This is a genomic window from Microbacterium rhizosphaerae (genome assembly GCF_034120055.1).
Classification (GTDB): Bacteria; Actinomycetota; Actinomycetes; order Actinomycetales; family Microbacteriaceae; genus Microbacterium; species Microbacterium rhizosphaerae.
The window spans coordinates 1,965,759-1,979,306 of sequence record NZ_CP139368.1 but is presented as its reverse complement, the minus strand read 5'-3'; the positions used below and the strand labels follow the sequence as shown (position 1 = coordinate 1,979,306).

Genomic DNA, 13,548 nt, shown 5'->3' with positions numbered 1-13,548 from the left:
CGCAGCTGAATGCGGATCGGGGAAGCACGGGAAACCGTCGCGCGATCAGCCAGGCCCGATCGCTGGTTGACCTCAGGATAGGTCTTGCCGCGCCCACTCCAGAGCGGCTTCTTCTGCGCTGAATGCTATCCGCGGAATCCCGCGGTTCTCGAGCTACCGGTCGGGCGGCGTCTGGGCGCGGGGAGCAGGAGCAGGTGCCAGCCTGGCGGCAGCTGGCTTCGCCGTGACGGCATGCGCGTGCAGGCTGATCGCGCCCACTATAAATGCGATCGGGATAAAGGCGCCGCCGAGGGCGAGGAAGCTGTACGCAAGTAGCGACGCGCTGGGATTGTAGCTATTGGCCGTCCCCACTGTGAGAGCGACGCCCAGGACGATGCAGATAACCGCGATGATGATGGCGGAGAAGACAAGTACCCGGAGGCCGGAGAGCGCGCTGTTCATAGCGCGAGCATAGAGCCCCTACAAGACCTGCGAATCGACGATTTGATGCACCGCGACGTACCCGCACGCGCCGCACCGCCGGCCCGCGATCGGACTCCGTGGGACGACGTAGGACTACATGTGTTCGACCGAGCCGATCGCGCAGGCTAGGCCCACACGAGCACCGTCCATCGCTCGGCGTGCATCTCCGTTCCGCGCTTCCTTGCGAGCGCACGGGCCGTTGCGCAACAGGGCACGATCCGGAACGCTCGAGGCATGCGTATCGCCGGTGTGCTCCCCGAGAATGCCCCGGACCCGCGTGGGGAATCCGCCCGGCAACTTGCCGGCCTCCCCTTCCCGCTGATTGGCCTCGCCCCTCAACCCACCATCGAGGACCTGCACATGCCGGCCATCATGGAGGCGACTGATGGGGCCGGCCGATCACAGCTCGCGGTGAGTTTCACGTACCGGCTGTGGCGCAACCCGGACGATCGTGACGACCCGGTGAATCTGAAGCACCTGGATCCGGATGAGCAGGCGACCATCGACACCGTCCCCCCGTGGCCGCGCCCCGCCTGGCTACTCGAGTTCCTCGAGATCATGCGCTACCCCCGCCTGTGGGAAGCCGTGCGCACCAGCTGGAGCAGAGACTCGTCGGACTTCACCACGCTCGAGCAGCAGCTCGTCGATCACACCAACAACGTCCTGATGAACCACTACCGCAACGAACTGGGGCTGGGCCCGGCACCCACCGAGGGTGGCCCATGGCAGGTCGGCGTGTCGTCTATCAACGCCGCGACACTCGAGATCGACGGTGCAGAAGTGCCGGCCGTCGAGATCGACACCGACCCCTTCGTGTACGCGACCGGCGCCCAACTTCGACCCGACCTCGTCACAACCGTCGTCATCGCACGCGAGCACCTCCCCTATGTGCGCCTCGCACTGCACACACGAACACCCGCCACCACGTGATATTGCCCGTCAAGGGACCGGCATCCGCGCTGTCGGGTAGGTCAGTAGATTGTGCGCGTGAGCATGCAGCAGAGCCTTGTCGCCGATGGGCCAGCACCGGAGTTCGCGTCCGAACTTGCCCTGTTCGGGAGATTCGTCGGCGAGTGGGAGGTTCGCAACGCCGTCTACAGCGAGACTGCTCAGACATGGTCCGAGAGCGACCTGGTGTGGACGTTCGGCTGGATCATCGATGGACGGGGAATTCAGGACGTCCTTGTCAATGCGGCTGGGTCCGCGTTGGGTACTACCGTCCGCACGTGGGATTCGCGCGTCGGCTGGCGCGTGGTCTGGTTCTGCCCTCGAGCTGCGGAACACGTCGTCCTGACCGCAGAGCAAGACGGCAATCGCATCGAGCTCGTCGGAGTTCAGGCTGACGGCCGCCGCGTGAGATGGGTCTTCAGCGACATTGCCTCCGAGACGTTCAAGTGGGACGGGTGGTGTTCCAACGACGACGGGAGCACCTGGTGGCACGAACAGCATATGGACGCCCAGCGCGTGACTCGGTGAACGACCCGCATCCGTGCGCTCGGCGAGCAGCATCCGGCATCGTTGCTACAGGGCAGCGCACTCGAGCACAATGGCGCCGCCGTCAGCTCCACAAGATGACCCGGGAACCCCGAAACTGACGCCTCGGGCCGGTCGTGAAACCGGTCTCGAACACCGGTGTGTGTCCGAATGGTCCGCTTAACCCTTCGCGACAGGAGGGCCGGGCGCGAGTCAGCGCACTCTCGGCCTTGCGCCGCTCGGCACCCGGCATGCCAAGCTCTTGATCGTGTCCACCGAGATGGGCAGCGAGTTCCTCGCAGCCGATGTGTATCCGAAGTGGCGAGCGCGCGTGAAGCAGGCACAGTCGAGCATCCGCATTTTCACGCCGTATCTTGGGCAGTTGCTCGTTCATCTACTGGGCAATTCCCGTCTCGACGAGTCGTGCCAGTCGGTCGTCACCGACCTGTCGCCTGCCAGCGGCACTATGCAGTATCGCGCTCAACTGCTCGCGATCAAGCGCCTCATCCAGAAACGTGTAGAAGTTCGGTCGCTCCCGAGGATGCATGCGAAGGTCCTGCTTCGACGGCGCGTTTGTGACGGTGGGATCGCAGAACTTCACCTCGTACGCACGCGATAGTCACGAGATAACGGCCATACCACCGCAAGCTCTGTGTGATTCGCGCTTTCTCAGCACTCTCAACCGATGGTACGACGAGGCCACTGCGGGCTCGCGGTTCTGCGCGACGCGCATCACGTCCTCACGAAACTCGGTCGGGTAGGGCTTGGGCACAGCAACATCCTTCCAGGCCGCCCTCCCGGGCATGCCAAATCAGATGTCACCGACTCGTGCAGCGGTCCCTCCGGTTGGTATCGGGAGGAGCTCGCTCGCTACCAGCACGCCACGAATCCTGACGGCGCACAAGCGAGTCTCCGCGAAGCCCGCCTCGCCAACATCAATGTGCTCCTTCCACTATCGACGCCTCCGGTTCAGCGGCTTCGGGCTACGGCTGAGCAAGCACAAGCCGCGAGTACCTTCCTAACGGATAAGTACGCGACGGGAGTTGAACTGGTCCTCGGTGTCCAACTGATGCTGGGCGATATGGCCTTTGATCCTGCGCGGGTGCCGGACGCCGAAGCGGCGTTCGAGGCACTCGGGCTTCACCTCGGTTTCGCAGCCGAACGCCCGGACAAGGTGTACGGCACCGGTCCCGACGACCTGTGGTCCGTTCGGGACGACCTCCAACTCCTGATAGAGCTGAAGACCGGCGTAACGCGGGCAGACCTCCGTATAAAGAAGACCGAACTCGATCAGCTCTCCGGGCATGTGAGCTGGCATCGGGCGAACTATAACGCGCACGATGCATCGATCCCGGTTCTTGTTCACCCTGAGTCGACTTATCTGATCGAAGGGACACCGCCGCCTGGGACACGAATCCTCACTCCTGCCGGCGTCGAAGACCTCAAGACGCGCGTGAAGGCGTTTGCCGACGCCGTGAGTGTCGCCGATGGGTGGAAAAGCTCACAGCGAGTGCAAGAGTTGCTGACTCAGCATTACCTGACCGGACGCGATGCCCTACTGCGATCGACCATCGCGCCGACAAGCGTCTGAAGGGTCCTACTCGATGTCGGTCTCTTTGGCGCCCACTCCAAAGAACCGTTCGAAGAAGCTACCGAGCTTCTCGAGAACGCGCTGCTTCTTGTCACCATGGCCACCGTCGGGCGAGAACCGTGATACCGGGGGCAGTACCTTCGTGATGGCGGTCCCAGTGACCTTCACCTCGCCCTCGCGAAACGCTGTTGCCATGAAGTCACGGGTCTCATCGGGCTTCAGGTTCTCTTCCTCGATGATGGCATTCAGTTCAGTGGTGCGACGGGCAGCCACGTACGCAGCCCACTGTTCGTCGATATCCCCGCTCGCAGAGATCGAGTCCACGAAGTCCTCGACCAGGTCCTTCTTGTTGCGCAAGCTTGGACTGGCGTCGATGGCGTGCGAGATGTTTGCGCGAATCTCACGGTCCTCGCCGTCACCGCGCGCGTCGCGGAATTTCTGGACGAGCATCAGGATGTAGTCGACATTGATCTCGACCTGCTTGATCAGCTCGATCTCGAAGACGACGTCATCGACGATCGACTCCTTCTCAGTGTGTTTGCTTTTCCGGAAGTCGGCGTAGAGGTCGAGGTATACGCTGCGGTAGTCCTGGCCCTGACGATCCGTGAGGATCTCATGCCCGACAAAGTCGTCAAACGAGCTCAGGACGTTCTGCAGACGCAGGATCTGACCGAAGAGTGCGATGAATGCCTTCTGAGCCGCTTCGCCAACGATCGGCTGGCCGAGCGGGAACCGCTCAAGAAGCTCCTGCACCTTCTCTGAGTAGGTCTCGTAGTACTCCGTGTAGGGCTTCAGAAGGACGATGCCCTTGGCGTCCTTATTGCCGAAGAGCGCGATCGCCTCGTTTGTCTCCTCCTCGAGATCACGGAAACTGACGATATTGCCATACGTCTTGACGGAGTTCAGAATGCGGTTGGTGCGGGAGTATGCCTGAATAAGACCGTGATTGACGAGTCGCTTATCGACAAAAAGCGTGTTGAGCGTGGTGGCGTCGAACCCCGTCAGGAACATGTTGACCACTATGACAAGGTCCAGCTCTCGGTTCTTGAGTCGTAGCGAGAGGTCTTTGTAATAGTTCTGGAACTTGTCGGCAGAGGTGTCGAAGCTCGTCGCGAACATGGCGTTGTAGTCCTCGATTGCGGCCGCCAGGAAGTCGCGCGACGACTGATCGAGAGCACCGGTGTCGAAGCCCTCATCGTCGAGATACTCGTCGCCGACTTCTTCGTTGGCGGCGTACGAATAGATGATGCCAATCTTGAGGCGGCGATCGGGCGTGAGATCGACCTGAGCCTCTTTGAACCGTGTGTAGTAGCGCTTTGCTGCTTCAATCGAAGCGGTTGCGAACAGAGCGTTGAAGCCATGCACGCGGCGCTCACCCACCGAGTAACGCTCGGTCCTGCGGGTCTTCTGATCGAAGTGCTCGAGCGTATAGTCGACGATCTTAAGGAGGCGTTCCGGGGCAAGAAGCGCCTTCTCGGTGTCGATCGCGGACACCTGCGCATCGACGACTGCCCCGACCTGAACCGTGTTGACGTAATCGATGCGGAATGGCAGGACGTTCTTGTCGCTGATGGCGTCGACAATTGTGTACGCGTGGATCGCCATCTGATGGCTCTCGGGCGGGCAGTTCTTCGGGTCACCGTGCAGGAAGCACCCGAAAGCCTGAGCCGTAGTCCGCAACTTCGGGTTGCCACTGGTGCCCGCATTGACCGCGAAGATCGGCGTCCCAGTGAAACCGAAGAGGTTGTAGCGCTTGAACGCCTTCGTGATGGCGGTGTGCATGTCCCCGAACTGTGATCGGTGGCACTCGTCGAAGATCAGAACCACATGGCCCTCGAAGATGGCGTGGCCCCTGTTGGCCGGTGCGTTGATGAACGTTGCAAGCTTCTGGATCGTGGTGATGATGATCCGTGCGTTTGGATCCTCCAGTTGCTTCTTGAGCACCGCAGTGGAGGTGTTGGAGTTTGCCGCACCCTTCTCGAAGCGGTCGTACTCGCGCATCGTCTGGTAGTCGAGATCCTTGCGGTCTACGACGAACAGCACCTTCTCAACGCTCGGCATTCGGCTCGCAAGTTGGGCGGCCTTAAAGCTCGTTAGCGTCTTACCCGAACCTGTCGTGTGCCATACATAGCCGCCGGCCTTGAGGGTGCCGAGTTGCTTGTAGTTGCCGGAGATCTCGATGCGGTTCAGGATCCGCTCCGCAGCGACGATTTGGTAGGGCCGCATCACGAGCAGCATGCGGTCGGCGGTGAGAACGCAGTACTTGGTGAGGACGTTGAGTAACGTATGACGGGCGAAGAACGTCTTGGCGAATGCCGAGAGATCCTGGATTGGCCGATTCTGCGCGTCGGCCCACCACGACGTGAACTCGAACGAGTTGCTCGTCTTGCGCGTCCGCTTCTTGCCCCTCAGATCCTCAACGTGTTGACGACGGGTCGTGTTGCTGTAGTACTTGGTCAGCGTGCCGTTGCTGATAACGAAGAGCTGAACGTATTCGAACAGGCCCGAACCAGCCCACAGGCTGTCGCGCTGGTAGCGATCAATCTGATTGAACGCCTCGCGGATGTCGACGCCGCGGCGCTTGAGCTCGATGTGCACCATTGGAAGTCCGTTGACGAGCACGGTCACGTCGTACCGGTTGCCGTAGGTCGCACCGCCCTCACCAGCAGCGAGCTTGTACTGGTTGATCACCTGCAGGCGGTTGTTGTGAACGCTCTTCTTGTCGATGAGGCTGATGTTCTTGGTCGTACCGTCATCGCGCTTCAGAATCTGGACATGGTCCTCCTGAAGTCGGATTGTCTTCTCGGCGATACCTTCGTTCGCTGCGGCGATCTTCGTCGTGAAGAACTGCTCCCATTCGGCGTCGCTGAAGGTCATGCGGTTCAACGCTTCGAGTTGAGCTCGTAGATTCGCCACGAGCTCAGATTCGCTTGTGATGGGCAGGTGCTCGTAAGCCTGCGATTCCAGGAGCCGGATGAACTCCTTCTCGAGCTCTGCCTCAGACTGGTACTTCTTGGTTGCGTCGCCGTCCGAGACGTACTCGGCAACGACCGTGCTCTCGGTGCTGACAGCGATGGGCGCGTACTGACGAGGTCGTGTATCGCTCATGATGCGAGCTCCTCGAACTTGAAGAGCGAGTCGCGGTAGTAGGTGAGCTGGTCCCGGCGTGCCGTGACCTCGGCCCTGATCTGCACGGCAAGCTCACTGCTCAAGGTGTCGAGCTCGACGAGCTTGGCAACAACCCTGCGCTGCTCCTCGATCAGAGGAAGCGGCATACGGACCCGCCTCAAGATGTCGTTGTTGAGACTGACGCGCGTGGAGAGGATCGCCATCCGGGATATCTGCGAGCGGAACAGCGATGACCTGAAGAAGTAAGCGGCGAACTGGGGGTCGACGACCGACGCTTCCTTCGGCCGCAATCGCTTTGTGAAGCCGTTGAAGGTGGCCCTCGGGTAGTCCCTCAGCGCTGCGCAGCTCGTACCAAGACCTTCGAGGTCTTCACTAGTACGTGTTACGAACACGTCCCCGGCCTTGATGGAAAATCGTGCTTGCTCGACTTCTGTCGAGTTGACGAGGTCGGTCAGTTCGGTCGGCACAACCGCGTTCCGAAAGACCGTCTTGAACGAAAGAAATGGATGGCCGAATCCGAACTGGTCCGCACTCTTTGAAAGTCCCGATGACGAGGTATACAGCTCGCCTAGAGTGGTCCAGCTTTCGTCGTCAGTGTGCAACCCGGTCAGGAGAAGATCCGAGTAATAGGCGTACTGGTCCCGCCGAGCGGCCAGTTCCTCGCCGGTTGCAGTCGTAAGGAATGAAACGTTCGAGTCAAGTTCGTCCAGGATCTTGGCGATCTCGCGCTGCACGTCCAGTGGTGGCACCGGGATCACAATTCGCGCCAGGGCATCTCCGGAGATCCGTCGGACCTTAGTGCCGGTGACGCGGCGCTTCTTCTGGTCTTGGAATTGCTGCGACTGAAAGAAATAAGAGACGTAACGCGGATCGAGAGTATGGCTGTAGACGTAGGCGTCGCCGCTAATTGCAACCTCGCCGGACCCAAGCCACGCAGTGGCCTTCGCGACAGCCGCGACATCTTCACTGGTTGTCGCGACGATGAGGTCGCCTGGCTTTGCTCGCCGAAGCCTCGCGGCAAGAATCGGATCGACGAACGACTTGGTTGCGTCAGCCCAAGTGCCGTAGTACGTGTGCACTTGCCCGTAGTGGATCGCCGGAGAACCTTCTGTTCGTAGGTCGACCTTCTGCAAACCGTTTCCTCGGACGAATGTGCCAACGTCGCCGAGAGGCTTGAACTCAACCCCGCTCGGAGCCAATATGCGAAGCAGTTCGTCAACGCGGCTCATGACATTGCCCCTTCGGCCGCAATCCGCCCAATGTCATCGACGTCCCACCCAAGCTCCTCGATCGCTTTGGCGAACTCGTTGTCCTTATTTACCTGATCGACGACACCCAATACCAGCTGTCGGCAAGGCGCATACTTGGCCAGCGCGACGACTTCGTCGGACTGGCCGTGAATCACGTCGCTGAGCTCTCCGAAGAGTTTGTAGCCGCTACCCGAGAAGCTCAGCGGAATGATGTTCCGCTTCTCGTTTACCTCCTGGAGGACGTCCTTGAAGGGACGACGCTTTCCTTTGGCGGAGACGATCGGGACTTCTGCGATTTCAGCAACCTCGTGGGTCACCAACTCGAAGATCTTGCGTAGGTAGATCATTGAACCCGCACCCAACCCAAGTTCGTATGCGAGTTGGGCGCGCGTCAAGAGGTCGGAGAACGGGCCAGAGGTGGACTCGACGCGATCGGCTCGATCACGAAGATTCTCTGTGTAGCGCTCGACCCGGACGAGCGGCGCAGAAGAGTAGAAGTCGTCCACCGCAGCCACCAGAAACCAAGCCTCAACGGTGTTGGCGCATGTCGAACACTTGAGAGTGACGTCGATGCTGAGCAGCCCCGCACCAACGACGAGACAGGACAACCTGGATCCCGAGAGGAACGTGCGGATGCCTCCACATGTCCGGCACTGAAAGTTCAGGGCGACCTGGCCGGACTTAAGTGTTGTGGTCTTCCCCCACCCGAGGGGCCGACTGCCAAAAAGGAAGCGGTCAACCCGTGACTCGACTTGCTCAGGTGCTTTGGAGAGCAGATCAGACAGAAGCATGTCCCCCCGCCCCTAGATCTGCGACGATCTCGCCAATGGCGCTTCGGAGTTCGGTCTGGCGTGCCACGATCTTGGCCAGCTCCGCCTCCAGGTTCTGGATGTCGATGACCTCGCGAGTGTCTTTGGCCTCGACATATGACGGCACCGCGATGTTGTAGCCGTTCGCCGCAAGATCGGTGTTTGAGACTAGTTTGGCGAAGTGGTCGACGTCTTCGCGTGCAACAAAGGCATCGAGGATGGCTTGCTGGTTGTCCGGGCTCAGCTTGTTCTTGTTGCCCGGACGAATGACTTCATCAGTCGCGTCGATGAACAGAACAGAGTTGTCCTTCTTCGACTTTTTGAGCACGAGTATGCACGTGGCAATCGAGGTACCGAAGAAGAGATCCGGCGGCAGCTGAATGACCGCGTCGATGTAGTTGTTCTCGATGAGGTACTTACGAATCTTCTGCTCCGCGCCACCGCGGTACATGACGCCAGGAAACTCCACGATGGCTGCTGTGCCGTTGACTGCAAGCCAGCTAAGGATGTGCATGGTGAAGGCAAGATCTGCCTTGCTCTTGGGTGCAAGAACACCGGCCGGCGCGAAGCGCGGATCGTTGATCAGGAGCGGATTCGAGTCCCCCTCCCAGTTTATCGAGTACGGAGGATTCGAGACGATCGCCTCAAAAGGCTCATCGTCCAAGTGTGCCGGCTCGATCAGCGTGTCGCCGTGCGCAAGGTTGAACTTCTCGTAGTTCACGTCGTGCAGGAACATGTTGATCCGGGCGAGGTTGTAGGTGGTCAGGTTGATCTCTTGGCCATAGAACCCCTGGCGAACGTTCTCTTTGCCCAAAACCTTGGCGAATTTCAGTAGTAGCGAGCCCGAGCCAACTGCGGGGTCGTACACCTTGTTCACCGACTTCTTGCCGACGACCGTTATGCGGGCGAGTAGCTCCGAGACCTCCTGCGGCGTGTAGTACTCACCACCAGACTTGCCGGCATTGGCTGCATACATCTGCATGAGGTACTCGTATGCGTCGCCGAAAGTGTCGATCGCATGATTGTCGAATCCACCCAGATTGAGATCACCGATCGCGTTCAGCAGCTTGACCAACTTCTCGTTGCGCCGTGCCACGGAGTTGCCGAGCTTGGCGCTGTTCACGTCAAGGTCGTCAAACAGGCCCTTGAGGTCGTCCTCTGAGTCGGTGCCCATTGCGGAGCCCTCGATGTTGCCAAAGACCCGCTCGAGCGTTTCATTGAGGTTCTCATCGTCTGCGGCACGCTTCCTCACGTTGGTGAAGAGCTCGCTAGGGAGTATGTAGAAGCCCTTCTCGGCTACCGTCTCCTTGCGACCGAACTCGGCAGCAGCGTCGCTGAGCGTGACGTAGTCGAAGTGCACATCACCGGCCGTACGCTCGCCCTCGTTGATGTAATTGGCAAGGTTCTCCGAGATGAAGCGGTAGAACAGGATGCCCAGGACGTAGCTCTTGAAGTCCCAACCGTCGACGGAACCGCGCAGGTCGTTCGCGATGCGCCAAATTGTTCGGTGGAGTTCAGCGCGCTGCGCTTCCTTTGTCGTGGGTGCCATACTCTGTTCTCCTGCGCAGCGACGCGCGTCAATGTTGCTTCACTCGAGTGCTCACCTTTACCGTACTGGCGAGCGCAGACGCCACACTCTCGTGCGGTGCAACCGGCAAGCGGTCCCGCGTGTGGTCGGGAGCATCCGCGCTCAACCGACTCAGCGTGTGAGTAGCTAAATTATCTCACAATCAGGCATTTTCTGAAACAGCTCGTCTCCTCTGTGCCGGACGTAATGCGCGTTCACGGCTTGGTAGCACGCGGGGATCTCGGGCGCGTCGAAAGCATCAAGATGCGTGGAGATGGCGACGACCACCGCCCGAGGCCCGCGAAGGCCGCTCGGTTCGGTAGCCGCCGCCAGACGACGAAGCTCAGAATGTTGGGTTCGAGGCCGGCTGACCAGCCGCCTCATCCCACGGACCAGGCACGATCCGCACGTCGATCGCCTGGGTCGCGTTCGACGACGGCGTGCACATCACAGAGGTTGCGCTAATCCGCGCCCACACCCCGCTGGTGAAGCTTCGCGACAATCCGAGAGCGCTCCCCGAGCTGTCCAAGCTCCGCGCGCTGTGCGTCGCGATTGCCACAGCGACGCCGACCGCCTAGGGCGTGTCTCCTAACCGTTTGAGCCAGAGGGTGATGGCTCTTAGGACGGCTCCGCCGCGGTAGGTGAGGGCGAGTTTGTCGTAGCGGGTGGCGAGGCCGCGCCACTGCTTGTCTTCGTTGAAGCCGCGTTCGACGACGTTTCGGCCCTTGTAGTCCTGGATGTCGTAGCTGACCGGCCGCCCGCCGCGGGAGCCGCGCCGTTTGCGATGGCCCTGCTGGTCCGACGGCTCGGGTATGACGGCGACGATGTCCCGGTCCCGCAGGTGCTGCCGGATCGCACGGGACGAGTACGCCTTGTCGCCGCGGAGCCGGTCAGGGCGGGTGCGCGGCCTTCCGGGTCCGCGCCGGGCGACTTTGAGGTGGTCCATCAGGACGGGGAACATCGGCGCGTCGCCGGCTTGTCCCGGCCCGACGAGCACCACCAGCGGACGCCCGCGACCGTCGACGAGGTGATGGATCTTCGTGCTCAAACCGCCGCGTGACCGGCCGATCGCATGGTCAGGCGGTTCCTCGCGCAGATTCTTGTAACTCGAGAGAGCCCCCTGTGTCGCGCCGAAGGTTCGTCGCGTGCTGATGCGCACGGTTGATCGTGGAGTCCACGCTCACCGCCCAATCGATCTCACCGGCAGCGTCGGCGTCAGCGAGGATCTCCGCGTAGATCCGATCCCACGTGCCATCGCCGCTGAACCGGCGGTGCCGCTTCCACGCCGTCTGCCACGGCCCGAACTCGGCAGGCAGGTCACGCCATGGCGAACCGGTCCGGTACCGCCACACGATCCCCTCCACGACCCGCCGGTGATCCTGGAAAGGGCGACCGCCCTTCCGCGACGCGACCGGCATCAACGGCTCGATCCGAGCCCACGCAGCATCCGACAGCGACTCAGTACGCGACACGCTCACCAGCCTGCCGCCAACCACCCCGACAGGTTAGGAGACACGCCCTAGGTCACTCGGGCTCAGCGCGCTGCACGTCCGCCAACCCGCTACGTTCAGGACATGCCACTGATGCTTGGACCGCTGCTCACTGACGCTGGCGTCGATCCGACCTGGGTGCTCGTCATTCGTCACGGGTTCGCGCAGGAATCTCAGGAGAGTGGCCTGACCGGCCTCCACTCAGACTCGACGCACTCCGAGATCTTGGAGTACACCCGCAGGCAGTCCGCCGACTCGAGGCGGTTCCCAGCCACGCCTCCGCCGCTGTGGGTCGTGTTCATCAAGGAGGGCGGGGACCAAGCACGGCTGTGGTCAGTCCTCGAGAACCGCGGCGAGGTAGAGAACACCGGAATCATCCGAACCTTCGACGCCATCGAGTCCGAGCACATGGCTGATCTACGGAACCGTCTCGTGATGGGATGGCGTTCGCCGCGCGCACGTGGCGGATGAACGCCAGCACGGCAGCGAGTTATCCCGTCGTCGGCATCGCGGACGCCGAACCGATCCCGTTTCCTGGCTTGACCGACTCGCACTCAGCCACGCACAGTTTGCAGGCGGTCATGCGCGAGCATCGGTACGCGTCATGGCGCACGGCGCTTTCATCCGTGTTCGGCATTTACCTCGTCACTGACACCCGCGATGGGCGGCACTACGTCGGCCAGGCTGCCGGCGCTGGCGGTATCCGTCAGCGCTGGACGGCCTACGCGACGAACGGACACGGTGGCAACGTCGAGCTCCAGGGACTTGATCCTTCAAGTTTCCGCTTCTCGCTGCTCCGTGTCTTCGACCCGTCGACCCCGAGGACTGACAACGACGTGGCGGAGAGCCACTTCAAGAACGCACTCGATAGCTGCCGCCACGGGCTGAATCGGAACTGATTCGTCCGAACGACTAACGGTCACGCAGTGCTTTGCGCTACTCCGAACATGCGCATCACTCGTCCCCTGCCAGCTCACTTCGTCATGTCAAGACTTCGGCGCAAGTACGCGTATCAACTCCGCGGATGTCTCGGAATCAAGAAGTGCCGGGTTGGCTTCGACCATGCGCTTGATCTGCTGAGCGAATTGCTGCGGAGTGAGTTCTTCGGCGGCGACGGCCTCCAGTTCAGCCTCGTCGTCGACGACTTCGGCGACAGACAGAATGCGACGCTGCTCATCCTGAAAGTTGGCGGCGTCAAGCATCGCCTGCAGACGAAGCTTCCACTCAGCGCGGCTCATCTTGATCTTCGGATCGGCTACAACAAGCTCGGCGCCCGTTGCGGATGCGACGAATACTCGCTGGGTATCGATCGACTGCTCGGAGCGCTTGCTGGCGCGCTTTGGCTTTCGCGGAGCAATTAGACGACGCGCCCTAGATCTGACACCCGGAACAAACTTCTCCGTCCACCAACGCTTGACATGCGGTGAGGCCACTTGGACAGCGACCACGATTCCGGTCAGGATTGCCTGCGCGAGGGCTTCCGCGATGATGCGCTCTTCGGGTGTCAGCGGGCGAGGTTGCTCAGTCGCGTAGGTCGTGTCGCCTGAATAGTCCTCGTCGGGCTCGTCGACCCAGCGCCACGTTGCATGACCTTTCAGATCGTTCGTCTTGTCGTCGAACAGATGCCCCGTGACAGCGCCATCCACGGTACGGGAAGTCCCAAGGTGTTGACCATCGGGCACATCGGGTTCGTATGGCATGGTCCGAGAGTACTGATCGCCACCGACTACACGCTTCGCGTGTCGCTCCGCCACGCTCGCAGACCTCCCGCACTGGC

At 61.1% G+C, this 13,548-nt stretch carries 13 protein-coding genes; 6 read left to right on the top strand and 7 right to left on the bottom strand.

What is annotated here, in order from left to right:
• Positions 1–153: 153 nt before the first annotated feature.
• On the bottom strand, positions 154–441 hold the full coding sequence (locus SM116_RS08740; RefSeq protein ID WP_320944046.1) for a hypothetical protein: 288 nt from the start codon (positions 439–441) through the stop codon (positions 154–156).
• Positions 442–822: 381 nt separating this feature from the next.
• Between SM116_RS08740 and SM116_RS08735 the strand changes: the two genes are divergently transcribed.
• The 4 genes from SM116_RS08735 (at position 823) to SM116_RS08720 (ending at position 3,526) form a co-directional block, all read left to right on the top strand.
• On the top strand, positions 823–1,392 hold the full coding sequence (locus tag SM116_RS08735; RefSeq protein WP_320944045.1) for a hypothetical protein: 570 nt from the start codon (positions 823–825) through the stop codon (positions 1,390–1,392).
• A gap of 57 nt (positions 1,393–1,449) precedes the next feature.
• On the top strand, positions 1,450–1,938 hold the full coding sequence (locus tag SM116_RS08730) for a hypothetical protein (protein ID WP_320944044.1): 489 nt from the start codon (positions 1,450–1,452) through the stop codon (positions 1,936–1,938).
• Positions 1,939–2,203: 265 nt separating this feature from the next.
• Complete coding sequence (locus SM116_RS08725) at positions 2,204–2,554, top strand: hypothetical protein (RefSeq protein ID WP_320944043.1); 351 nt, start codon at positions 2,204–2,206, stop codon at positions 2,552–2,554.
• Between the two features lie 483 nt (positions 2,555–3,037).
• A complete protein-coding gene (locus SM116_RS08720) occupies positions 3,038–3,526 on the top strand; it encodes a hypothetical protein (RefSeq protein ID WP_320944042.1) in 489 nt (162 codons plus the stop codon).
• Between the two features lie 6 nt (positions 3,527–3,532).
• Here the strand turns inward: SM116_RS08720 and SM116_RS08715 are convergent, their stop codons facing one another.
• The 5 genes from SM116_RS08715 to SM116_RS08695 all read right to left on the bottom strand — a co-directional run bounded on the left by SM116_RS08715 (position 3,533) and on the right by SM116_RS08695 (position 11,753).
• Entirely contained in the window at positions 3,533–6,634 is a 3,102-nt protein-coding gene (locus SM116_RS08715; protein ID WP_320944041.1) for a type I restriction endonuclease subunit R, read from the bottom strand.
• The gene (locus SM116_RS08710) at positions 6,631–7,884 is read right to left on the bottom strand and encodes a restriction endonuclease subunit S (protein WP_320944040.1); all 1,254 of its coding nucleotides are present in this window, start codon (positions 7,882–7,884) and stop codon (positions 6,631–6,633) included. The genes SM116_RS08715 and SM116_RS08710 overlap by 4 nt, the downstream gene beginning before the upstream one ends.
• Positions 7,881–8,696: a hypothetical protein gene (locus tag SM116_RS08705; protein ID WP_320944039.1), complete on the bottom strand. Its 816-nt coding sequence runs from the start codon at positions 8,694–8,696 to the stop codon at positions 7,881–7,883. Before SM116_RS08705 ends, SM116_RS08710 begins: the two co-directional genes overlap by 4 nt.
• Positions 8,683–10,263 carry a type I restriction-modification system subunit M gene (locus SM116_RS08700; protein ID WP_320944038.1) on the bottom strand — a complete coding sequence of 527 codons (1,581 nt, stop codon included), beginning with the start codon at positions 10,261–10,263 and terminating at the stop codon, positions 8,683–8,685. Before SM116_RS08700 ends, SM116_RS08705 begins: the two co-directional genes overlap by 14 nt.
• Positions 10,264–10,855: 592 nt before the next feature.
• A protein-coding gene (locus tag SM116_RS08695) for an IS5 family transposase (protein ID WP_320941095.1) occupies positions 10,856–11,753 on the bottom strand; the annotation gives its coding sequence in 2 pieces (ribosomal slippage) (positions 10,856–11,401 and positions 11,403–11,753; 897 coding nt in all).
• Between the two features lie 102 nt (positions 11,754–11,855).
• On the opposite strand from SM116_RS08695, the gene SM116_RS08690 reads away from it, so the two are divergent.
• Both SM116_RS08690 and SM116_RS08685 read left to right on the top strand, forming a co-directional pair.
• Positions 11,856–12,242 (top strand): hypothetical protein, encoded by a 387-nt coding sequence (locus SM116_RS08690; protein ID WP_320944037.1) that lies wholly within the window; start codon positions 11,856–11,858, stop codon positions 12,240–12,242.
• A complete protein-coding gene (locus SM116_RS08685) occupies positions 12,212–12,670 on the top strand; it encodes a GIY-YIG nuclease family protein (protein WP_320944036.1) in 459 nt (152 codons plus the stop codon). The genes SM116_RS08690 and SM116_RS08685 overlap by 31 nt, the downstream gene beginning before the upstream one ends.
• An 87-nt stretch (positions 12,671–12,757) precedes the next feature.
• Here SM116_RS08685 and SM116_RS08680 read toward each other — a convergent pair whose 3' ends face one another.
• Positions 12,758–13,471 carry a hypothetical protein gene (locus tag SM116_RS08680; RefSeq protein WP_320944035.1) on the bottom strand — a complete coding sequence of 238 codons (714 nt, stop codon included), beginning with the start codon at positions 13,469–13,471 and terminating at the stop codon, positions 12,758–12,760.
• Positions 13,472–13,548 lie beyond the last annotated feature (77 nt).